This window comes from Longimicrobium sp., assembly GCF_036280135.1.
Taxonomy (GTDB): Bacteria; Gemmatimonadota; Gemmatimonadetes; order Longimicrobiales; family Longimicrobiaceae; genus Longimicrobium.
The window spans coordinates 1-21,961 of record NZ_DASURI010001003.1 but is presented as its reverse complement, the minus strand read 5'-3'; the positions used below and the strand labels follow the sequence as shown (position 1 = coordinate 21,961).

21 protein-coding genes are annotated in these 21,961 nt (G+C 70.9%); 3 read left to right on the top strand and 18 right to left on the bottom strand.

Features of this window, described 5'->3' with window-relative positions; translation table 11 throughout:
• Positions 1–374: 374 nt before the first annotated feature.
• The 15 genes from VFZ20_RS32230 to VFZ20_RS32160 form a co-directional block, all read right to left on the bottom strand.
• Positions 375–962, bottom strand: a complete 588-nt coding sequence (locus VFZ20_RS32230) for a YdeI/OmpD-associated family protein (RefSeq protein WP_329688090.1) — start codon at positions 960–962, stop codon at positions 375–377.
• Positions 963–1,021: 59 nt separating this feature from the next.
• Complete coding sequence (locus tag VFZ20_RS32225) at positions 1,022–1,489, bottom strand: DUF1499 domain-containing protein (protein ID WP_329688089.1); 468 nt, start codon at positions 1,487–1,489, stop codon at positions 1,022–1,024.
• A 37-nt stretch (positions 1,490–1,526) separates the two neighbouring features.
• The gene (locus VFZ20_RS32220; RefSeq protein WP_329688088.1) at positions 1,527–2,030 is read right to left on the bottom strand and encodes a hypothetical protein; all 504 of its coding nucleotides are present in this window, start codon (positions 2,028–2,030) and stop codon (positions 1,527–1,529) included.
• Positions 2,031–2,134: 104 nt separating this feature from the next.
• On the bottom strand, positions 2,135–2,776 hold the full coding sequence (locus tag VFZ20_RS32215; RefSeq protein WP_329688087.1) for a hypothetical protein: 642 nt from the start codon (positions 2,774–2,776) through the stop codon (positions 2,135–2,137).
• A gap of 92 nt (positions 2,777–2,868) precedes the next feature.
• Positions 2,869–3,720: a shikimate dehydrogenase gene (locus VFZ20_RS32210; protein ID WP_329688086.1), complete on the bottom strand. Its 852-nt coding sequence runs from the start codon at positions 3,718–3,720 to the stop codon at positions 2,869–2,871.
• Positions 3,717–4,220 (bottom strand): low molecular weight protein arginine phosphatase, encoded by a 504-nt coding sequence (locus VFZ20_RS32205; RefSeq protein WP_329688085.1) that lies wholly within the window; start codon positions 4,218–4,220, stop codon positions 3,717–3,719. The genes VFZ20_RS32210 and VFZ20_RS32205 overlap by 4 nt, the downstream gene beginning before the upstream one ends.
• 522 nt (positions 4,221–4,742) lie before the next feature.
• Positions 4,743–5,423 (bottom strand): 2-C-methyl-D-erythritol 4-phosphate cytidylyltransferase, encoded by a 681-nt coding sequence (gene ispD, locus VFZ20_RS32200; RefSeq protein ID WP_329688084.1) that lies wholly within the window; start codon positions 5,421–5,423, stop codon positions 4,743–4,745.
• On the bottom strand, positions 5,420–6,799 hold the full coding sequence (radA, locus tag VFZ20_RS32195; protein WP_329688083.1) for a DNA repair protein RadA: 1,380 nt from the start codon (positions 6,797–6,799) through the stop codon (positions 5,420–5,422). Before radA ends, ispD begins: the two co-directional genes overlap by 4 nt.
• A gap of 25 nt (positions 6,800–6,824) precedes the next feature.
• A complete protein-coding gene (locus tag VFZ20_RS32190) occupies positions 6,825–7,181 on the bottom strand; it encodes an antibiotic biosynthesis monooxygenase family protein (protein ID WP_329688082.1) in 357 nt (118 codons plus the stop codon).
• Positions 7,182–7,575: 394 nt separating this feature from the next.
• Positions 7,576–11,712 carry a replicative DNA helicase gene (gene dnaB / locus VFZ20_RS32185; RefSeq protein WP_329688081.1) on the bottom strand — a complete coding sequence of 1,379 codons (4,137 nt, stop codon included), beginning with the start codon at positions 11,710–11,712 and terminating at the stop codon, positions 7,576–7,578.
• A gap of 81 nt (positions 11,713–11,793) precedes the next feature.
• Entirely contained in the window at positions 11,794–12,726 is a 933-nt protein-coding gene (locus tag VFZ20_RS32180; RefSeq protein ID WP_329688080.1) for a uracil-DNA glycosylase, read from the bottom strand.
• Positions 12,723–14,009, bottom strand: coding sequence for a bifunctional phosphopantothenoylcysteine decarboxylase/phosphopantothenate--cysteine ligase CoaBC (gene coaBC / locus VFZ20_RS32175; protein ID WP_329688079.1), 1,287 nt, complete (start codon positions 14,007–14,009; stop codon positions 12,723–12,725). The genes VFZ20_RS32180 and coaBC overlap by 4 nt, the downstream gene beginning before the upstream one ends.
• Before the next feature lie 7 nt (positions 14,010–14,016).
• The gene (rpoZ, locus tag VFZ20_RS32170; RefSeq protein ID WP_329688078.1) at positions 14,017–14,259 is read right to left on the bottom strand and encodes a DNA-directed RNA polymerase subunit omega; all 243 of its coding nucleotides are present in this window, start codon (positions 14,257–14,259) and stop codon (positions 14,017–14,019) included.
• 151 nt (positions 14,260–14,410) lie between these two features.
• Positions 14,411–15,061: a guanylate kinase gene (gene gmk, locus VFZ20_RS32165; RefSeq protein WP_329688077.1), complete on the bottom strand. Its 651-nt coding sequence runs from the start codon at positions 15,059–15,061 to the stop codon at positions 14,411–14,413.
• Positions 15,058–15,945: a YicC/YloC family endoribonuclease gene (locus VFZ20_RS32160; protein WP_329688076.1), complete on the bottom strand. Its 888-nt coding sequence runs from the start codon at positions 15,943–15,945 to the stop codon at positions 15,058–15,060. Before VFZ20_RS32160 ends, gmk begins: the two co-directional genes overlap by 4 nt.
• 486 nt (positions 15,946–16,431) lie before the next feature.
• Between VFZ20_RS32160 and VFZ20_RS32155 the strand changes: the two genes are divergently transcribed.
• From VFZ20_RS32155 to VFZ20_RS32145, 3 genes are all read left to right on the top strand, one after another.
• Positions 16,432–16,827 carry a Fur family transcriptional regulator gene (locus VFZ20_RS32155; protein WP_329688075.1) on the top strand — a complete coding sequence of 132 codons (396 nt, stop codon included), beginning with the start codon at positions 16,432–16,434 and terminating at the stop codon, positions 16,825–16,827.
• A 158-nt stretch (positions 16,828–16,985) separates the two neighbouring features.
• Positions 16,986–17,210, top strand: a complete 225-nt coding sequence (locus VFZ20_RS32150) for a hypothetical protein (RefSeq protein ID WP_329688074.1) — start codon at positions 16,986–16,988, stop codon at positions 17,208–17,210.
• Positions 17,211–17,269: 59 nt separating this feature from the next.
• Positions 17,270–17,458: a pinensin family lanthipeptide gene (locus tag VFZ20_RS32145; protein ID WP_329688073.1), complete on the top strand. Its 189-nt coding sequence runs from the start codon at positions 17,270–17,272 to the stop codon at positions 17,456–17,458.
• Positions 17,459–17,593: 135 nt separating this feature from the next.
• Here the strand turns inward: VFZ20_RS32145 and VFZ20_RS32140 are convergent, their stop codons facing one another.
• The 3 genes from VFZ20_RS32140 to VFZ20_RS32130 all read right to left on the bottom strand — a co-directional run bounded on the left by VFZ20_RS32140 (position 17,594) and on the right by VFZ20_RS32130 (position 21,453).
• Positions 17,594–19,831 (bottom strand): TonB-dependent receptor, encoded by a 2,238-nt coding sequence (locus VFZ20_RS32140; RefSeq protein WP_329688072.1) that lies wholly within the window; start codon positions 19,829–19,831, stop codon positions 17,594–17,596.
• Positions 19,832–19,931: 100 nt separating this feature from the next.
• Entirely contained in the window at positions 19,932–20,285 is a 354-nt protein-coding gene (locus tag VFZ20_RS32135; protein WP_329688071.1) for a hypothetical protein, read from the bottom strand.
• A 301-nt stretch (positions 20,286–20,586) separates the two neighbouring features.
• Positions 20,587–21,453 carry a deoxyribonuclease IV gene (locus tag VFZ20_RS32130; protein ID WP_329688070.1) on the bottom strand — a complete coding sequence of 289 codons (867 nt, stop codon included), beginning with the start codon at positions 21,451–21,453 and terminating at the stop codon, positions 20,587–20,589.
• Positions 21,454–21,961: the final 508 nt, after the last annotated feature.

Below are 21,961 nucleotides of genomic sequence, written 5' to 3'. Positions count from 1 at the left end.
TTCGTCGCGCCAACGGGTTGCGCCATCATCCGGCTCACGCGGCGCTCCTCAGGATGACGCGGCGCGGCATTGGAATCCGCGTCCCTCACGAGGGTCATCCTGAGGAGCCGCCGCGCAGGCCTTTGTTCCGGCGCGATCCATGGCGGCGACAAAGGATCTTGCCGGCGAGACTCTGCGGCGGCCTCGTGCACGGACCCCAGCCCCGAGTCTCGCACGCAAGATCCTTCGTCGCGCCAACCGGTTGCGCCATCATCAAGTCCGCGCGGCGCTCCTCAGGATGACGCGGCGCGGGGGAACGTCCTTCAAACGCCCTCACCGTCAGGCACACGTCACGGACGCGCTCCACATCCGCTCGGACGACGACGCGGGGCGTCCTACTTGGGCCGGGGCTGGTTGGCGCGGACGTTCTCGTTGGCCAGGCGCGCGGTCTCGGCGATGCGGGCTGCGCGCGTCTCGGGCTTCTTGGCCAGCGTGATCCACTGCAGGATCTGCTTCCGGACGGACGGCGGGAACGCGTGAAAGTAGCGCGCGGCATCGGGATACGACGCGAGCGCCTGCTCCAGGTCCGCCGGCACCTCCAGCGCCTCGCTGGCATCCAGCAAGCTCCACGAGCCGTCCGCCCGCGCGGCCTCGATCTTCGCCAGGCCGGGTGGCGCGATCTGCCTATCCGCCATCAGCCGCTCCACGCGCTCCTTGTTGGTGCGCGACCAGCCGGTGCCGGGCTTGCGCGGCGACATCCACTGCATCGCCCGCTCGTCGTCCAGCGTGACCGCCTTGCTGTCGATCCACCCGAAGCACAGCGCCTCCTCCACCGCCTCCTCGTACGGAACGCGGGGCTTGCCGGTGGTCGTCTTGTAGCTCACGAGCCAGACGCCCTCCGGCCGCGCGTGGTTGCGCTCCAGCCAGGCGCGCCACTCCGCGCGCGTCGTAGGGTGGACGGAGTTCTCGGGTAGATCGGCCATGGCGGGAGGGTGCGGAGGAGGTGGACGCGCCGCGGACGCCGCGGCGCGAGGACGGCGGATTACCGCGAAACCTCGGGCGGATCGTCCAGCGCGCGAAAGCGGGCCGCGAAGCGCTCCATCCGCGCGCGGTTCACGCCCATGTCGCCGCGCCCCACCCGGGACGCGGACCGAAAGCGGATGACGCGCGCGGGGCCATCCACCACCACCTCCACGTCGTCCACGAAGCGAAAGAGGCGGCTCCGCGCCTCCGCGCGCAGGTAGCCGGGCGCCTCGAGCGTCACGCGCGTCCGCGGCTCCGCCAGCAGCGCCTGCCGGGCGTGGGCCTGCGCCTGCTCCGGCGTGCCGCCAAAGGGGATGGACGGGATGGCATGACGCCGGTCCGCGGCCTCGGTGCTCACGCAGTTGGGCGTGGACGGGCACGGCCGCAGCGCCTCACCGGGCCTCGTGAGGTTGCGCGGCGCCGGCTGGCAGCCCACGAAGGCGAGCAGCGTGGTGAGCATCATGAGCGTGTGGACGCGGGTCATCATCGGCCGTCGTCTGCGGGATTGAACCCGGCTGCGCACGTCACGCGCCGTCAGGGGGAAGGGTGCGGAGAAATCGCTCGGCGTCCGCGCCGGAGCGCAGGAGGACGGCGCGCTGGTCGGGGCGGAGCGTGTCGAGCTTCGCGAGGACACCCGGACGGCGCTCCCGCGGATACGTCCAGATCCACCGGGCGAACTCCCACGTCAGCCGCTCGTCGTTGTCGGGCGCCATGTCGGGCCGCGACCGCCCGTGGTGGATGATTCGCCGCTTGACGGCCCGCCACAGGCAGACGACGCGCGGAAAGTCCAGAAAGATTGCCGTGTCGCACGCGGCCAGACGGCGGTCCAGCGTGCCGGCGTAGTTGCCGTCCATCACCCACGCGTCGCGCGCGAGCAGGTCGTCGACGATGCGCGTCCACTCGTCCTTGGGCGTGGCGACCCAGCCCGGCTTCCAGTAGATCGCGTCCAGGTGGATGAGGGGTAGCCCCGTGCGCTCCGCCAACCGCGCCGCGAACACCGACTTCCCCGCCCCGCTGGACCCGATCACGAGGACTTTGCGGATGGCGGCACACACTTGCAGTAATTAGCGGTTGGCGAAGTTATGCCTGAGGGTAGGTGAGTTCGTCATCCCTCGAAGCCGATACGGAATGCTCATATGGCAAAGCGCTGAACTACTGCTGGATACTCGTATGCGAATCGTCCCAGCGCATCACGCCATTTACCCGATTCGATCTCACATTCAGGAACATCGATGTCCGTACTCACGCCCAATCGGCTGGCATGGAGTCTATATGCGTTGACAAAAGCCCGCTCCGATGCGGTAAAAGCGATTTCTGATGATCTATGAATGCGCCTCATTTCCCAAAGCTCAAGCACGAACCCGAGAATGGCGGCTGCGAACTTCGCAACGAAAAATGCTGCGACCGCTTGCCAGCTTTCTAGAAATAACCCCGTTAAAGCAATCGCGACTAACAGAACTCCAAAACCGGAGACATAGCTGTATGCGGTCCCAAGTGACACCAAACCTGGGATGATGAAGATCCCATAGAGCAGGACAACCTGAGCAATTAACGTTGCAATCAGCACGTACTTGAACACCAACAACGGTGGAACGCTCTGAATGAAGCAGAATAGGCCAACGCAAAGCCCGATCGCACCGGGAGCAGAATCGATTCCCTCGGTAGTCTTAAGGACGCGAAACGGTGAGACCCTCGGCTCCAGACGAGCCATTAGCGCGAACGCGTACTGCGGCTCTAAACGGATTTTGAGACCGCGAGGAGTGGAGATCGGCATGTCTGCCTCAACTCAGTAGGAAGGCGTATCTGATGAGGAGGGAGCGGGCGCGGAGTCGGAACTTACAACCAAGTAGTCAGATCCGCACGAGCCTACTCTTCCAGCGCCACGCGGATCACGTCCAGGGGCGGGTCCATGCCCCACCAGCGGCGAAAGGCGGCGGCGCCCTGCTGGATGAGCATCTCCTTGCCGTCGATGGCGGGAAGGCCGCGGGCGCGCATCTCGTCCGTCCAGCGCGTGCCCGTGCGCGTGTAGACCACGTCCAGCGCCGCGCCGATCTCCACGCGCGTCGCATCGGGATCCAGCGGCAGCGGATCGCCCGGCTTGAGGCCCAGCGACGTCGTGTTCACGGCCAGGTCGAAGCGCTCGCCCGACAGCGCATCCGCCGAATCCGCCACGTCGATGCGCACGCCCGGCGCGCGGTACCGCTCCGCCAAGCCCCCCGCGCGCTCCACGGTGCGGTTGGCGATGGCGATGCGCTCCACGCCCGCGTCCGCCAGCGCGCAGACGACGGCGCTCGCCGCGCCTCCCGCGCCCAGCAGCAGCACGCGCGCCCCCGCCGGCGCGCGGCCCAGCACCAGCGAAACGGCCGCGGCGGCGCCGGCCACGTCCGTGTTGTCGCCGTGGATGGCGCCGTCTTCCAGCCAGTACGCGTTGCAGGCACCCGTGCGGCGGACGGCGTCGCTGGGGCGCTCCACGGTGGCCGCGGCGAGCGCCTTGTGCGGCACCGTCACGTTGCCGCCGCCGCCCGCCCGCGCGATGCCGCGCAGCAGCCCGGGCAGCTCGTCCGCGCCGCAGCGCAGCGCCACGTACACGCCGTCGAGCCCCAGGGCACGGAGGGCGGCATTCTGAAAGGTGGGGGACAGCGAGTGCGAGACGGGGTCGCCCAGCAAGGCGAACAGGCGGGTGCCGGCCGTCGGGGTGGGGGCGGGCGCCGCGCTCACGGATGGAGGATGGGCTCCAGCCGGTCCAGCGCGCCCGCGATGAGCCGATGGAGCTCCTGGTACGTGGACTCGTACAGGTTCTCGGGGCCGCCGAACGGGTCGCGGACGGAGTAGCCCTCGTCCGCGCCGGACGCGAAGTCGCCCAGGGTGAGCACCTTTTCCTCGCCGCCCAGCCGGCGGACGCTGGAGAGGTGGCTGGCGCCCATCACCAGCACCAGGTCCGCCCAGCTCACCAGCTCGGGCGTGAGCGGCTGGCTGCGGTGCGCGTCCAGCGGAACGCCGTGGCGCGCGGCCACGCTCACGGCGAACTCCGACGCGGTGTCGCCGGGGCGCGCGGCGATGCCGGCGCTGGCCACCTGCACGTGCTGCCAGCCGCGCCGCTCCAGCTCCGCCCGGGCAATGCCCTCGGCCAGCGGCGAGCGGCACGTGTTGCCCGTGCAGACGAAGAGGATGTTGAACGTGGTGGTCCGCGGCGTCGGCGTGCCCGCCTGCTGGCTCATCTCCGGTCCCATCGCGAGGTCGTGCTCCGTGCGTCCGTGGTCCGCATCGCGTGGATGCGCGCGAGCGGACAATCTATCGAACTCCGCAAGCCGCGTACAACTACGGGTGATAGCGAGCGGGGACCGATGTGAATCGCGAAGGGATCAGACATTCGCCGGAGTCCGAGCCGGAGCGAATGAATTCGCCGCTGGAACGGCACGAAGTCCGCCTTCGCGGACTGCCCCAGCGAAGGTCGGGCCGGTGTGCACCTGCGCGTACAATGAGCCCGCAACCCCGCCGGGTGGCGCGTGCGTTGGTGGTTGAAGCCTTGTTCGCAGAGCGCGTCGGCGCGAGACGAGGCTTACCGCTGTCCCAGCGGCGGGTTTACCCGCTCAGGCTGGGGGGTGGCGCATCGGCTTGATTTCCCCCGTTCCGGTTGATGGGCGCTCAGGCTGGGGCGGCGTTTATACTGGGGAACCCCCGCTCAGGCCGGGAGACGGCGTCTCTGTTCGAGGAACCCCGCTCCGACTAGATCCTGGCACTCACCCTGGCTCCCCCCGCGCGAGCACTTCCGCGATCGGCAGGTCCTCCGGGCGGGTGACCTTGAGGTTGCGGTGTGCGCCCATCACCACGCGCACGGGGCCGGCGTAGCGCGCGAAGACGGCCGCGTCGTCCGTGGCGCCCACACCGTCCGCGCGGGCCCGGCGATACGCGTCGACCAGCGCGGCGCGGGGAAAGCCCTGCGGCGTCTGCGCCTGCCAGAGCGCCGCGCGGTCCGGCGTGTCGACGATCACGCCGTCGGCGTCCACGCGCTGGATGGTGTCCGTCACGGGCACGGCCGCGATGGCGCCGCCCTCCGCGTCCAGCACCCGATCGATCACGTCCGCCGTGACGAACGGCCGCGCGCCGTCGTGCACCAGCACGCGATCCGCATCCGCATCCGCATCCACCGCCATCAATCCGTTGAACACGGAATCGCCACGCTCCGCCCCGCCCGCGACGATCGTGACCGGCAGATCCGCCAGCCAGCGCGGCGGGTCCTCCACGTCGTCCGGCGGCAGCACCACGACGACGGATGCGATGCGGGGGTGATGCAGGAACGCGCGGACGGCGCGCAGCAGCACGGGCTCGCCGCCGATCTCCAGGTACTGCTTGCGGACGGGCCCGCCAAAGCGCCGCCCCGACCCGCCCGCCACGATGACGGCCGCCGCGCGCGCGCTCATCCGCCGAAGATGGCGGCCACGAGGGCCCGCACGTCCTCCGCGGGCACGGCGGTGATGCCGGCCGGCACCGTCTGCGGCACCGCGCGGGGCGAAAGATACGCCTTGCGAAAGCCCATCCGCGCGGCCTCCGCCAGCCGGCGCTCCACCTGGCCCACGGGCCGGATCTCGCCGCCCAACCCTAGCTCGCCGATGAACACCGCGTCCGCCGGCGCGGGCCGGTCAAAGACGCTGGACGCCAGCGCCACGGCCACGGCCACGTCCCCCGCCGTCTCCGCCAGCCGCAGCCCCCCCACGACGTTCAGGAACACGTCCAGCTGCCCGAACGCGAGCCCCGCGCGCTTTTCCAGAACCGCGAGGAGAAGCGCGAGCCGCTTCTGGTCGATGCCCGTGCTCACCCGCTGCGGCGCGCCGTACGCCGCGCGGGACGCGAGCGCCTGCACCTCCACCAGCAGCGGCCGCGTGCCTTCCATGGTCGCCACGACGGCGGAGCCCGACGCCGCGCCGCTGCGCTCGCCCAGGAACAGCTCCGACGGGTTGGCCACGGGCGCCAGCCCCGCCGCCGTCATGCGAAAGACGCCGATCTCGTCCACCCCGCCAAAGCGGTTCTTGGTCGCCCGCAGCACGCGGTTGTCCAGCCCGCCGGCGCTCTCGAAGTAGAGCACGGTATCGACGATGTGCTCCAGCGTCTTGGGCCCCGCGATGCCGCCGCCCTTGGTGACGTGGCCCACGAGAAAGACGGCCGTCCCCGTCTGCTTGGCAAAGCGCTGCAGCCGCGCGGCGCACTCGCGCACCTGGCCCACGTTGCCGGGCGCGCCTTCCAGCTCCGGCGTGTAGACCGTCTGGATGGAGTCGATGAGCAGCACCCGCGGCGCCAGCTCCGCCGCGCGCAGCAGGATGCTGTCCAGCTCCGTTTCGGCCAGCAGCGTCACGGACCCGGCGGATTCCTCCAGCCGATCACTGCGCAGCTTGACCTGGTGGGCCGATTCCTCGCCGGAGACGTACAGTGTCTGCAGCTGCGCGGCCTCCAGCCGCCCGGCCACCTGCAGCAGGATGGTCGACTTGCCGATGCCCGGCTCGCCGCCCACCAGCACCACCGAGCCGGGCACGATCCCGCCGCCCAGCACGAAGTCGAACTCCGCCAGCCCCGTGGCCCAGCGGCGCGCCTCGGCGCCCTCGACCTCGCGCAGGCGCACGGGCGCGGACACGGCGCCCGCCGCGCGCGCGGTCGCCCCGCCGGCGGACGCCTTGGCGCGCTTGGGCGCGGTGGGCTCCTCCACCAGCGTGTTCCACTCGCGGCAGGCGGGGCACTGGCCCTGCCACCGGGCCGTCTCGTTGCCGCACTCGCGGCAAAAGAACGCCGTCTTGGTCTTCGCCATCCGTTGCTCGTCCGCTCCCGGCCGGTCAGGCCGCAGCCGCCTGCTTGCGCGCGCCGACGGTCGTCCGCGCGTAGTGCCGCATCTCCGCGATGTCGCCCACGTACGGGCGAATGGCGGCCAGGAACGCCGGAAACTCCGGCCCGCGGCGAAAGCCCTGCATGTGCCCTTCCTCCGACTCCCACTCGATGCGCAGGATGTACGACGCCGGCGCCTCCACGCAGCGCGTGAGCTCGTACGCCAGGCAGTGCGGCGACGCGTCGAGCGATGCGGATGCCCGCGCGTACGCCGCCTCGAACTCCGCCGCCCGGTCCTCCGCGATCTCGTACCGGATGTATTCCACGATCATGGTCCCCGCCCCGTTCGCGCCGGTAGTGGATGACACGCCGCTCCGTCCGTCGAAGGCGTCGCCGAATCGCGCGCTTGGACGAACCAGGGCGGATCAGCATGGCGTCATCCTGAGGAGCCGCCGCGCGGGCCTTTGTCAGTCCCTGATCCCTGGCGGCGACGAAGGATCTTGCCTGCGGAACTAGAGGGCGACCCTCGTGCAGGCAATCCGCCTCCGAGTCTCGCACACAAGATCCTTCGGTCGCGCCAAGGTCCTGCGTGCGTTCACGTTACGCGCGGCGCCCCCTCAGGATGACGCTTGCTCGCCTCCTGCGAAGGCAGCTCAGCGAGCCGCGCTCCATCCGAAGCGAATGAGACGCCGGCGGATGGACAATCGCCCGTCCGGTGAGCCGATGCTCCGCCGGACGGGCGATGCGCGTGGCGAATGCGGATCAGCCGCCGCCGTACTCGTCACTGCGCCGCGTAAAGTTCTCGAACCGCGTGAACTCCTTGCGAAAGGCGAGCTGCACGGTGCCCGTGGCGCCGTTACGCTGCTTGCCGATGATGACCTCGGCCAGCCCTTCCAGGCTGTTGCCGTCCTTGTCCGTGGGTCCGTGGTAGTACTCCGGCCGGAACAGGAACATGATGACGTCCGCGTCCTGCTCGATAGCGCCGGAGTTGTGGCTCACGATGCCGTCCGCCAGCCAGCACGCCGGCCCGGGCACCGTCAGGTCGAACACTTCTTCCTCGCCCTCGGCCACGACCTCCACCACGCGGTCCCAGAACAGGTCGCTCCCGGCCCACTCCCGCAGCGTGTCGTCTTCCAGCAGCGTGGCGTAGTCCGCCACCACAGCCCGGGACGGCGCGAAGCGGAAGTGCGACGTGCCGCCGTACGACGTCCCCCGCGCGTTCGCCATGGCACGATGGGTGACGCCCCGCTCCATCATTCGCCCACGCACCAGGTCAAACACCTCGCGCGGCAGGGTGTCCACGTTCGTGTTCGCGATCTTCCCGTCCAGCATCCTGCGGAACTGCTTGACCTGCTCGGCGCGCGGGCCAAAGCCGCCGATCACCTCCACGAACCGCCGCTGGTCCTCGCTCCCGGAGACGGACACGGTAAAGACCGGCTTCCCCACCTTCTGCTCCTGCTCGCGGATGCGCGCCACCATTCCCAGCCGCAGCAGCAGCGCGGCTACGTCGTCCGCCAGCGTACGGCTGCACGTGGAGAAAAAGATGGAGGACGACCCGCGGCTCCCCGGCCTGCGTGCGTGGACCGTTCCGTCCGTGGCCCACAGGTGACGCAGCAACAGCGCAACCTGACGGTCGGAGAAGCGGAAGACATCCGCCGGCAGCCGCTTTTGGTGCGAGCGCTGGTTGAAGATCCCCAGCTCGCGCAGCCACAGGTTCACCCCGGCGGGATGCCAGCGGTCGCCGTTGCCGCTGAGCACCAGCTGGTGCCAGTTGCCGCGCCCCGCGTGGCGGTTTACCTGCGCGCCGAACTCCGCGCGCGCCGCCTCCGTCACGATGGCGCTGTTCTCCTCCGACGCCGTCGTGTAGCGCAGCGGCTGCCCGCTCAGGTAGCTGCCATCGCCTACCAGGTGGCCCAGCAGGGCCACGCGCAGGTCCGGCCACTCCACCGGCTGCGCGGGCTCCGGCACCCGCCGCGCAAGCGCCAGCCGGTCGCCGGGCGCGATCTCGGAGACATGCACCCATCCGGACGGGCCGCGCAGGCGGTGCTCCGCCGTGGCGCGGATCCGCCGCCCGCTCGCCAGGCGGACGCTGAACACGGGCTTCCGCCCCACGGACCAGACGAGGTCGCTGGCCGCCGTCGCCAGTCGGCCCGCCTCCGTCACCGTGTGCACCTCCGGCGTCGTGCCGACGAGGTCGCGGATGGGGACCCGGCGGCCATCCGCGAGCCAGACGATCGTATCGCCCGTGACGCACTCGCGCAGGTCCGACATCATGGGGCGCTTGTCGGGGCGCGACTCCACGGCGCGGGACAGCTGCGAAAGCGCCACCACGGGCACCTCCAGCTCCTTGGCCAGCGCCTTGAGCCCTCGCGAGATCTCCGACACCTCCTGCTGGCGGTTCTCCGTCTTGCCGTTGCCCGTCATGAGCTGCAGGTAGTCGACGATGATCATCGACAGGTCGTCGCGGTCGGACTTGAGGCGCCGGGCCTTGGCGCGCATCTCCAGGATGGAGATGCCGGGCGTGTCGTCGATGTAGATGGGCGCCGTGTTCAGCAGCCCCGCCGCCTGCGCCAGCCGCGGATAGTCGTCGTCGCGCAGGCGGCCCGTGCGCACGCGGCCCGCGTCCACCCGCGCCTCGGACGTGAGCAGACGCTGCACGAGCGAGTCCTTGCTCATTTCCAGCGAGAAGAACGCGACGCACTTGCTCTCCTCGATGGCCGCGTGCTGCGCGATGTTCAGCGTGAACGCCGTGTTGTGCACGCACACGTCGTTGGCCACGAAGTTGTGCGTGCCGGGCACCGTCAGGTCGTACACCTGCTTGAGGCCCAGCGGCTCCACGGAAACGACCTCGTCCCAGTACACGTCGCTGTCCGCCAGGGCCGCCAGTTCCCCGTCGCCCAGGGCGGCGGCGAGCGCCGCCAGCCGGTCGCGGCTGAGCGCGCGCGTGCCCACGTGGATGTTGGTGGATCCGCGGATGCCCGCGCGGCGCGCCAGCGACGCCCACGACTCGTCGCCCTTGCGCTCGGCGATGCGCGTCCCGATCTCGCGGGGAACGAGGTCGCGGTTCGTCTGATACCGCTTCTCCTCGAGCGCCCGCTCCACCCGCGCGACGGCCGTCTCCTTGCCAAAGATGCCGATCTCGCGGACGAACGTGCGCAGCGACCGCGCGTCCGTCACGTCCAGCTGCCACGCCTGGCGCCGTCCGCCCGCGTACTTCACCCGCCGGCGGCGCAGGCTGGCGACGATGCCAAAGCGCAGCAGCAGGTGCTGCACCTGCCGCGCGAGCCGCTCGCTCACCGTCGCGTAGCCCACCTGCGCCTGGCCACTGGCCAGCACCGTCGCCCAGCCGTCCGTGGCGAACAGGCGGTTGAGGAACAGCGCCAGCAGGTCGCGCCGCAGGGGAAAGACGGAGGCGGGGACAGTCTTCTCCGCCACGCCCTTGCCCCAGAGCCCCTGCCCCTCCAGCCACGCCGTCAGCGGGTTGCGCTCCGTCCGTCCGTCCGTGTCGAACTCCACGCAAAGGGCGGCGGAGAGCGCCCGCCGCTCCGCCGCGCGGGGCACGTGCCGGCCGCGCGCCCAGTGGCTCACGGACCCGCGGCTCACGCCCACGGCCGCCGCCACGCGCGCGCCGTCCCCCCGCTGGCGCGGCAGGGCGTCCGCGATCGTCGCGGAAAGCGCCGCGCGGGCGGCGGCCGTCGCCACGGAATCGCGGCGGACGTTCAGCGTCGGCGTCCGCGCGCCGCGCGAATCCTCCGTCGTGGCCGTCACGCCGCCGAACGCCGCCACGGCGCCCGCGAAGTCGTCGCGGACGTGGGGGTCGGCGCTGGTGAAGCGCGGGTTGGTCCCCGTGAGCCCGCCGTCGCCGATGAGGTAGGCCAGGAGCGTGACCTCGCACTCCTGCATCTCCGCCGTCCCCTCCACGGGGATGCGGCGCGGGACGGCCACGTGCTGCCCCACGGCGATCTCGCCCAGCGGCTTCCATCCGTCCACGGTGAGGAACGGGTGCGTGAGCGTGGTCTCGATCTGCCGGCCCAGGCGGGTGGTCACGCGAAAGACGGGCTTCTCGCCGTCGTCCACGAACGCGCTGGGCTCGGTGATCCCCAGCTTCCAGTCCTCGCCCAGCGTCAGCAGCCGCGCGTGGCGGCGCTCGCAGATCTGCTCGATGGTGGCGACGGAGCCGTCCTCCAGCACGATCTCGGCGTCGTGCGACAGGCACTTGCCCATGGAGGGACGGGCGGCGACGATGATCAGGTCGCCCTTCTGGAACCCGGCCGTCATCTCGTCCAGGTCCACGAAGCCCGTGGGCACGCCCGTGACGGCGGAGCTGTTCTGCGACAGGAGCTCGATGCGCTCCATGGCCGGCCACAGCAGCTCCTTGATCCACACGAAGCCCTTGCGCTCGTGCGTCTGCGCGATCTGGAAGATGCGGCTCTCGGCCTGGTCCAGCAGCTCGTCGATGTCGCCCTGGTGCGCGTACGTCTCCTGGATGGTGACCGTGCTGGCCTCGATCAGCCGGCGCAGCACCGCCTTTTCGCGGACGATCTTGGCGTGGTACTCGATGTTGGCCGCCGTGGGCACGGCGTCCATCACCGACGCGATGAACTGCAGGCCGCCCACCGCCTCCAGGTCGCCCGCGCCCCGCAGCTCCTCGGCCAGCGTCACCGGGTCGATGACGTCGCCGCGCTGAAAGATGCGCACCATCGCCCGGAACGCGCGGCGGTTGCCCTCGCGGTAGAACATCGAGTCGTCGACGACCTCGATGGCCTTGGTGACGGCATCGCCTTCCAGCAGCATGCCACCCAGCACCGCCAGCTCCGCCTCGGCGCTGTACGGGGCGGAGCGGCCGGCGAACGCGTCGGGCGCGGCGACCTTGGGAACGAACGGGGCGAGCGTGGCCATGGCGGTACTGCTTACCAGAGAAACGGCTGACGCGTCCCGCGGGGCGGCGGGACGTGCTCAGGAAATCGGATCAGGGGTCGGTCAGGAGGCGTCCAGCACGTCGCGGGCCCGCTGCACGTCTTCCCAGACGCTGCGCACCCAGGCCGGGTGCCGCAGGCAGGCGGCGGGATGGTAGGTGGGCACCAGGGGCACGCCCTGGTACTGGTGCGTGCGGCCGCGCAGCTTGCCGATGGAGACGTCGGTCCCCAGCAGCGTCTGCGCGGCGAAGGTGCCAAAGGCCAGGATCACGCGCGGCTGTACCAGCTCGATCTGCTTGAGCAGGTACGGGCTGCACGCGCTCACCTCGTCCGGCTGCGGATTACGGTTCTGCGGCGGCCGGCACTTGAGGACGTTGCAGATGTACACGTCCTCGCGCGGAAAGCCCGCCGACATCAGCACCAGGTCCAGCAGCCGCCCGGCACGGCCCACGAACGGCCGCCCGCTGCGGTCCTCGTCCTGCCCGGGCGCCTCGCCCACCACCATCACGTCCGCGTTCTCCCGACCTTCGCCAAAGACCACGTGCGTACGGGTCCTGGCCAGTCCACACCGCGGACACCCCAGTGCAATTTCGCGAACGTCGGCGAGGATCGGTAGACTTGAAATTTCTTCCGCGCTCACATAGGCAGCGGGGGCGCGGGGAGATGGCGGATGCGGGACGGTTCCCGGCACCGGCGCGCCACCGCGGACGTGCACCTCCACCTTTTCCGGCCCTTCGGCGGGGGGGCCGGATTCACGACGCGGATTGGGGGAGGACTCACGACGCGGATCCGGGGCGGATTCGCGACGGGGATCGGCGGCGGGCTCGCGGCGCGCGTCAGACGGGGGGACGAGGCGCGGCGCGGGGGCGGTCTTCTGCTCTGCCAGCAGCGCCTGCAGCTCCGCCGCGGACAGGCGGTCCAGCACCAGCTCCGCCTCGCCCAGCTCCGCCCGCTGGCGCAGGTAGCTGCGCAGCAGGTCCCGCGGATCGTCCGTCACCCGCGCGCCTCCGCGGCCCCGGCGTCCACCTTCGCGTCCGCGGAGCCGACGGACGACGCGGTGGAGACGAGCGCGTCCACGCGGTCCAGGATGGCGTCCGCCACGGCGGCCTTGGACATCAGCGGCAGGGCCTCGTCGGGCTGGCCGGGCTGCAGGAGGACGACGCGGTTCGTGTCGACCTCGAAGCCGGCGCCCGGCTCCGTCGCATCGTTCACGACCAGCAGGTCCAGCCCCTTGCCCTGCAGCTTGCGCCGCCCGTTCTCCACCGCGTCGTTCGTCTCCAGCGCGAAGCCCACAACGACGGAGCCCGGCCGCCGCGCCTCGCGGGTGGCGCGCAGCACGTCCGCCGTGGCTTCGAGCGTGATCTGCGGGACGGTTCCCGCTTCCTTCTTGATCTTGTGCGCCGCCGCGTCCGCGGGACGAAAGTCGGCCACGGCGGCGGCCATCACCAGCGCGTCCGCCTCCGCCAGCGCGGACCGTACGGCGTCCAGCATCTGCTCGGCGGACTCGATGCGCCGCAGCTCCACGCCGGGCGGCACGGAGAGCGGAGACGGGCCGGAGATGAGCAGCACGTCCGCCCCGCGACGCCACGCGGCGGCCGCGATCTCGTATCCCATCCGCCCCGACGAGCGGTTGCCGATGTAGCGCACGGGGTCGATGGCCTCGCGAGTGCCGCCCGCCGTGACGACGACGCGCTTTCCCGACAGCGGCGTCGCGCCCTCCAGCGCCCGCCCCGCGTGGGCCAGGATCTCGTCCGGTTCCAGCATGCGGCCGGGCCCCTCGCCCTCGCCCCACGCCAGCGGCCCCACGGCCGGCCCCGCGAGCCGATAGCCGAACTCCGCCAAGCGGGCCAGGTTGGCCTGCGTGGCGGGGTGGGCGTACATCCGGTCGTTCATGGCGGGGCAGAGGACTACGGGCGCCTCCGTGGCCAGCAGCGTGGCCGTGAGCAGGTCGTCCGCCATGCCGGCGGCCGCGCGCGCCAGGAAGTTGGCCGTGGCGGGCGCCACGACCACCGCGTGGGCGTCGCGCGCCAGGCGGATGTGCAGCAGGGGATCGCCCTGCGGGTAGAGCGAGCTGTAGGCGGGGCGCCCCGTGAGGGCCTCGAACGTGAGGGGGCGCACGAACTCCAGCGCGCCCTCCGTGAGAACCACGTCCACGGAGGCGCCCGCCAGGGTCAGGTCGCGCGCCAGGGTGATCGCCTTGTACGCGGCGATGCCCCCGGTAACGCCCAGGACCACGCGGCGCCCCTGGAACGGGCGCCGCGGCGCGCGCGGTCCGGGCATGGGCGGCTTAGAGGCCGTCGGAGGGACGACGGCGCTTGTCCAGCCGGAACTGGGCCGTGCCGGCGCGCACCGACTCCAGGGCGGTGGTCGTCAGCTTCTCGCGCGGCTCGTCGCCGGTGAGCGCGGGGTCTTCCATCAGCTCGCCGCGGCGCAGCTCGTTCAGGTTGCGCGCCATCTTGGCGGCCACGAGCACGCCCAGGTACTTGCTGCCGGTGTGGCGGGCCGCCTGGCCCGGGGTAACGACTCGCATGCTGTACGATCTCCTTCTTTCGGGTATCCATCCAAGCCGCCCCTGGGTGACACCTTGGGGGGCGGATTCGTTGCTGCTCGGGCTGCCGTCCCGACCCTTCGGACTGCGGGGGATGGGGACAGGGTACAGCCTGCGACTGCCCTTGTATCCCTCAGGCCGGGTCCAGGTGCCGCTCGATCTCGTGCGCGATGGCGGCGATGGTCGTTGCCAGGGGCGGATGGGGGCGCAGGGCCTCCGTCCGGCCGTCCAGGATGGCGCTCACGTCGGCCACGGCCTGGTCCAGGTGATCGTTGACGACCACGTGGTCAAACTCGCCGGCCGTGCGGATCTCGTCCAGCGCGTTGCGCAGGCGTCGCTGCACCCGCGCCTCGTCCTCGCTGCCCCGCCCCGTCAGCCGCTGCACCAGCACCTCGCCGCTGGGCGGAAGGACGAAGACGTGCACGGCCTGGGGCACCTTGTCGCGGATTTGCCGCGCGCCCTGCACGTCGATGTCCAGCAGCAGGAACTGGCCCCGCGCCTGGGCGTTGCGGACGTTGCTCAGCGGCGTGCCGTAGTAGCTGCCGTGCACCTGCGCCCACTCGATGAGCTCGCCCGCGTCGATCATCCGGCGAAACGCGTCCTCGGCCACGAAGTGGTAGTCGATCCCGTCGCGCTCCCGCTCGCGCGGCGCCCGCGTGGTGGCGCTGATGGAAAAGACGACGTCGTCACGCGACGCGCGCAGCCGGTGCGCGATGGTGGTCTTTCCCGCCCCGCTGGGCGCGGAGAGCACGAGCGGAAAGGTGGATCCGGGAACGCCGCTCACTCCACGTTCTCCACCTGCTCGCGCAGCCGCTCCACCTCTTCCTTGATGGCCACCACGCGATGGGCGATCCCCGCGTGGTTGGCCTTGGAGCCAATGGTGTTGGCCTCGCGGTGCATCTCCTGGACGAGGAACGACAGGCGCTTGCCCACGGGCTCCTCGGGATTGGCCGCCATGAGCTCGCGGAACAGCTCGTTGTGCGAACGAAAGCGGACGAGCTCCTCGTTCACGTCCCAGCGCTCGGCCAGGTACGCCACCTCCTGCGCCAGCCGCTCTTCCGAGACGCCCACGCCCTGCGACAGCTCGGTGATGGCGGCGCGCAGCCGGTCGCGCTCGGCCGAAAGGCGCTGCGGAGCCAGCTCGGTGATGGCGTCCAGGGCCGCGTCGATGGCGGCCAGCCGGCCTTCCAGGTCCGCCTGCAGGCGGCGCCCCTCGTCCTCGCGCATGGCGGCGACGGCGCGCGCGGCGTCTTCCATCACCGCCTGCACGTCGTCCTGCGGCACCTCTACCCGGCCGCCCTCGTCGTCGCGGACGATGACGTCGTTAAAGCGCAGCACGTCGGCCAGCGAGGGCTCGCCGCTCACGCCAAAGCGCGTGCGCAGCTCGCCGAACAGGGCCAGGTACGCGGCCACGCGCTCGTCGTCGAGCTTGAGACCCACGGCCGCGGCGGCCGCAGCCGGCTCCAGCCGCACGGCGACGTTGGCGTGGCCGCGCGCCAGGTGGGCGCGCAGCCAGTCTCGCATCAGCGGCTCGTACTTGGCCAGCGATGCGGGCGTGCGAAAGTTTACGCTCAGGTGCCGGTGGTTGACGGTCCGGATCTCGACGCGCAGCGTCCCCGCCTCCGTCTGCCTCTCCGCCTCCCCGAACCCCGTCATGCTGCGAATCATCGCGCCTCCGTTGGAACCGTGAAGTTTACCGGCACGGAGCGCGGGCGTCAATCGGCGGTCGGCGAAAAGCAGTGCGAAAGTGCGAAAGTGCGAAAGTGCGAGAGTGCGAGAGTGCGAGAGTGAGTACGGCGCGAGGTCGGCTCCCTGCGGCGGCCCCGGTTGTCATCCTGAGGGGCCCTCGCGGGCCCGAACGGGCCTGGATGCCTGCGGCCCCGAAGGATCTTGCCGACAGTCGCTCTGCCTCTGCGGTAGAGACGGATACGGCGGGCCGGTTCACGCGGAATGAGGGAGGCAGAGCACGGGAGAGAAGATCCCTCGTCGCCAGAGATCACGTGGTGACGGAGATCGCGCGGCGACTCCCCAGGATGACGCAGCACGCGAGGAGTCCGGCATCAGATCAGGGTGGGTGGGAAGGCATCCTCTGCCACTTTGCGGGCCGGCCGGCATCCGCTAGCTTCCGTAATCCATTCGCATCACGGGACCTGCATGGAAACCAGCCAGCTCGGAAAGAACCGCACGCGGCAGCGCGACGTGATCGCGCGGGTGATCGGCGAGGCGGGCGGGCCGCTCACCGTCGGCGAGATCCTGGAGCGCGCGCAGCAGGAGATCGAGGGGATGGGCGTCGTCACCGTCTACCGCACCCTCAAGCTGCTCAAGGAATCCGGCCAGGTGCGCACCGTCATCCTTCCCACGGGCGAGTCGCGCTTCGAGCCCGCGGGCCGCGGCCATCATCACCACTTTCACTGCCGTGTGTGCGACGAGGTGTTCGACGTGGCCGGCTGCCACCTGAGCCTGCCCGCCGGCGGCGAGATCAGCCCCGGCTTCGTCGCCGAATCGCACGACATCACCTTCTACGGCACCTGCCCGGAGTGCTCCCGCTAGCACCCGGGCAGTCTTCCTTCTCCGCCACTCCTCCCCTCCGCTCGTCGTAAACGCCTGTCTTCAATCGAGTTGGCTTCCATTTTGCGACTGGATTCCGTCACCAGGAGCCCGGGGCACTCCCGCCCCGAATCCGAGACCGGCAGACAGGAGACGAACGGATGCGCAAGATCACGCTCGAGCTGGACAGCCTGACGGTGGAGAGCTTCGAGACGGCGGCGGCGGGCGCGGACCGCGGCACGGTGCAGGCGAACCTGGATCCCACGCTGCACGGGCCCAACTGCGGCTCGGCGTTCGACGCGTGCCAGACGGGCCTGTGCACCGGCGATTGCGAGCCCACCTACAGCCCGGACGCGTGTCCCACCGCGTATCCGGAATACTGCTGAGGAACGGCCGGCGGGAGCGCCCACGGCGGGCGCTCCCAACCACAGACAGGAGAAGCAGCATGCGGAAGATCACGCTCTCGCTCGACAGCCTGGCCGTGGAAAGCTTCGAGACGGCGACGGTGGACGGCGATCGCGGGACGGTGCAGGCGCACGTTGCGCCCACCTACAACGGCGCCAACTGCGGATCCGCGTACGACGCGTGTCCCACGGGCCTGTGCGCGCCCACGTCCACCCCGCGCAACTGCTGAAGCGCGGTATGGCTGACGCAGGCACAAACGGCCGCGCCGCCCCGGGAAGGGACGGCGCGGCCGCTCTGCATCCAACCTCCATGCGAGTCTGCAGTTACTTTCGCACTCCCGCACTTTCGCACTTTCGCACTGCCGTCAAAACAGCACGCGGTACACCAGCGACACGTTTCGCCCGGGCGACGGCACCAGCAGGCGGCTCGTGGGCTCGCGGTACAGCTCGTCCAGCAGGTTGTCCACCCGCAGCACGATGCTGTGGATGCGGCCCGCCCCGCGCAGGCTGATGCCCCCGCTGGCGTTCACCAGCGTGAACGACTCCGTGCGGAACGCCTCCGGCTCGGCCCGGTTCTGCGCGAACGCGTGGCGCGCCTCCAGGCCCAGCGAGTAGCGCCCGTCGTCCCAGCGCGCCGACCCGCCAATGCGCGACGCCGGCATGAACGGCAGCGCATCGCCATCGATGAAGTCGCCCCGCACCAGGTCGCCCATCACGCCCAGCACCAGGTTGCGCGCCACGACCGCCTCGACCTGCCCCTCCAGCCCCCGCAGCTGCGCGTCGTCCTGGCGAAAGCGGTTGAGCGGCACCGACTCGGGCTCGCCCTCGTGGTCGATGGTGGTGTCGCCCACCACGTCGGCCGTGATGTAGTTGTCGATGCGGCTGTAGAACGCCGCCACCTGCGCGTTGACCCGCTCCGACTGCGCCCGCAGCACCGCCTCGGCCCCGCGGTTCACCTCCAGGTCCAGGTCCGGGTCGCCGATGTCGTACGTGCCCGCCGCGTGGTGAAACGCGTTGGAGAACAGCTCCTCCACCGTGGGCGCGCGAAAGCTCTGGGCCACGCTCACGCTGCCCGACAGGTGGCTGGTGAACGGCACGTTCAGCCCCAGCGAGCCCGACACGTTGCTGAAGTCACGCGCGCGCACGCCCGTAAAGCGCGGATCGTCCGTCTCGTCCGGCGACACGCGGTACACGTCGTAGCGGGCGCCCGCCTGCAGCGACGGGCCGTTCTCCGCCGCCGTCAGGGGCAGCTCCTGGTAGACGAACGCGCCCGCCGTGCGGCTCTGCGCGCCCGGCGTGAGCGCCTCCTCGCCCTCCGGCGCGTACTGCTTGAGGAGGGCCGAGATGCCCACGGCGCCGCTGAACCGGCCCAGGCTCGTCTTGGCCGTCACGTTGCCCGACTGCGTGTTGAGCCGGAACCGCGTGCCGATCTCGCCCTCGGGCTCGATCTCGTCGTGGCCGTACCACTGCGCGCTGCCGTCCACCCGCAGGTTGGTGAAGCCGCGCTCGCCCAGGGCCACGTCCACGCGGCCGCTGCCGTCCAGGCGGTGCCCGTCGATGGTCACCCCCGCCTCCTCGGCCCCGGGCAGGGCGGCCAGGCCGTAGTTGAACTGGTACCCGCCCAGCGACGCGCCCGCCTGCACCCGCTCCGTCACGTAGCCCAGCCCCGCCGTGCCGTACAGGTTCTCGTACTGCGTGTTGTCCAGCGTCTCCCCGCCGCCCGTGTGCGTGTCCTCCACGCGCCGGCCGCCGCCGCGGGCGCTCAGGGCCAGCGTCTCCGTCAGGGGCAGCGTGACCTCGCCCGTGAGGGCGCCGCCGGGGTTCACCGACTCGCCCTGCAGGGCCAAAAAGCCCGACGCCTCGCCCGGGATGGTGGTGGGGATGTCCGTGGAGATGACGTTCACCACCCCGCCCAGGGCGTTGTTGCCGTACAGCAGCGACGCGGGGCCGCGCACCACCTCGATGCGGCTGGCGGCCAGCGGGTCCACCGACAGTGCGTGGTCCGCCGACGTGCTGCTCAGGTCGCCCGTGCGCTGGCCGTTCTGCACCACCAGCACCCGCTCGCCCGACAGGCCGCGGATGACGGGGGTGGACGCCGCCGGGCCGCCGTAGCGCACGGACAGGCCGGGCTGCGACGCCAGCGTCTGCGCCACGCTCGTGCCCAGGTTGCGCTCCAGCGCCTTGCCGGAGAGCTCCACGGTGGACTGGGTGATGTTGAGCGGGTCCGCGCTGCGCGGGCTGGCCGTGACGTTGATGCCCTCCAGCGACAGCACGGTGGAGCGCAGCACGACCTCCACCCGCACGTCCGGCCCGTCAGCCGGCACGGTGACGACGGCGTGGCCGGGCGCGTAGCCCAGCAGCGTCACGTCCAGGTGATAGGTGCCCGGGCGCAGCGCGCGAAAGGTGAACGCGCCGTCGCGCTCCGACAGCGTGGAGCGGTTGAGCTCGTTGATGACGATGCGGGCGTTGGGGAGCGGCGTGCCCGCGGTGTCGCGCACCACGCCCACGATGGGCGGCGCGACGTCCGCGGCGCGGGCGGTGCCGGCGGCGGCAAGGATCGCGGCCAGCGCCAATACGGCGCCCCGCGCAAAAGACTTGAGCATGGGGTACGGCTCTCCTGAAATCCGGAACGGACGCGCAGGGCACGCCGGTTGGCGGACCTGCCGTATACAGTATACCGTGGCGTCGTGTGGACGCCGGATTTCAGGCGAGCGGCGGCGCGCGGGCGCGGGCCGGAGAGGCGGGACGGTGGGTGCGCGCCGTGTGCTCGGACGGCAATTCCACCCGGCGGACGTCGTCCACCAGGGGCACGTACGCGCCGGGCGCCGGCAGGGCCAGCTCGGCGGACGCGTGGCACAGGATGCAGTCCAGGTCGCTGTGCGCGCCGCCCGGGCTGCCGTCGTCGCCGGGCTGGTGGCCCACGAACGACGAGACGTGGGATGGATCGTACCCCGGGCCGTACACGTGGAACGCGGGGATGGCCGCGGCACCCACCAGGTGCAGCAGCATCCCCAGCAGCAGCGCGAAGCGCCGCGCGTTCGACGGTCCGGAGGTCATCTTCATCCCGGCGTGGCTACCCCTTCGTGGGCGGCGGGTTCCCGGCGGCGTTCCCAGTGCGGGCGTTTCAAGCCCGTCAAATAGGCGAAATCCGGAGCGTCCCGCTGGACCGCGATCCGGAGGTCATTGCGCCGCTACAGACCAAGACCCGCACCGCAGCCGATTCGCTGGGATCACCTCGCCGAGCATCACAAGCTCCCCAATTCAACGCCCTCTCCCACGGAGCCGTGAGGGAGGGCGTCTTCTTTCGCGGACTATCTCGTGGCACCGAATCCACGACCGCACTTTCGCACTTCCGCCCTCACGCACTCGTGAGATAGCCGCGCAGCCGGGCCAGGTTGCGAAGGTCCATCGTCACCTGGTCCTTGGGGTTCTCCGGCAGCTCCTTGGGGGTCTCCAGCACCTTGGGCACGAGGGCGAAGCGCGGGTCGGTCATCAGCCGGCGGAAGGGCTCGTCGCCCAGCGAGCCCTCGCCGATGGCGGCGTGCCGATCGCGCTTGCTGGCGAATGGCGTGGCGCTGTCGTTCAGGTGGAACAGCCGCACGCGGTCCAGGCCGATGACGTCGGCCAGCTGATTGATCACGCCGTCGTAGTCCTCGCGCAGGTCATAGCCGGCGGCGTACACGTGGCACGTGTCCACGCACACGCCCACACGATCGCTCACGTTGCCGGGCATCCGCGCGATCATCTCGGCCAGCTGCTCGAACCGCGAGCCGATCACCTTTCCCGAGCCCGCCGTCGTCTCCAGCAGCACCTGGACGGTGCCGCCGGCCTCCTCCAGCGCGCGGGCGATCATGTCGGCGTTCTGCGCAAGGCCGCGCGGCAGGTCGCCGTCCGTGGCGTTGCCGGGATGCGTGACCAGCGCGTGCAGCCCCAGCTGGTTGGCCCGGTTCAGCTCGCCCAGGAACGCCGAGTACGAGCGGTCCAGCAGCAGCGCGTCGTGGGTGGCCAGGTTGATGAGGTAGCTGTCGTGCGCGTTGGCGTACGCCACCCCGTGCTGCGCGACTGCCGCGCGAAAGGCGAGGGCCTCGTCGTCGGGGATCGTCACCTCGGCCCAGCGGTTGGGCTGCTTGGTGAAGATCTGGATGGCGGTGGCGCCGATGTCGGCGGCGCGCGCGGGCGCGTTGCGGCACCCGCCGGCGGTGGATACGTGGGCTCCCAGCAGCACTGCGGTGTCTTCCGTGTCGGCAGTCGAAGAGGACGCGAAGTGTGCAAGGTAGACGGTGGACGGCGAGTGCGAAAGTGCGAAAGTGCGAAAGTGCGAAAGTGCGAAAGTGCGAGAGTGCGAGCGTGGAACGATCGGGATCTCAGCCCTCGCGTCGTCCTCTCCCGAGGCGCCCCAGGGCTCGTTGAAGTCTACACCCTCTCCCGCGCAGTTTGCGGGAGAGGGTGCGAGCCTAAGCGAGCGGGTGAGGGCTCCCCGCCCCTAACTCCTTTCCAGAACGGACGTTCGAGCGGGAGATCGCCGCCCGTCCGGGGGTGACGGGGGGTTCGCGAACGTGGTAGATTTCGGGCGTGGAGACGACGGCCGCGCGGCGCGGACGCATCCACCCCGAAACCGAATTTCAAAAGAGACCGGAGACCTACGTTGTTCCATCCCTGGCACGAGATGGAGGCAGGCCCCGACGCTCCCGCCCGCATGAACGTGGTGGTGGAGATCCCCCGTGGCAGCCGCA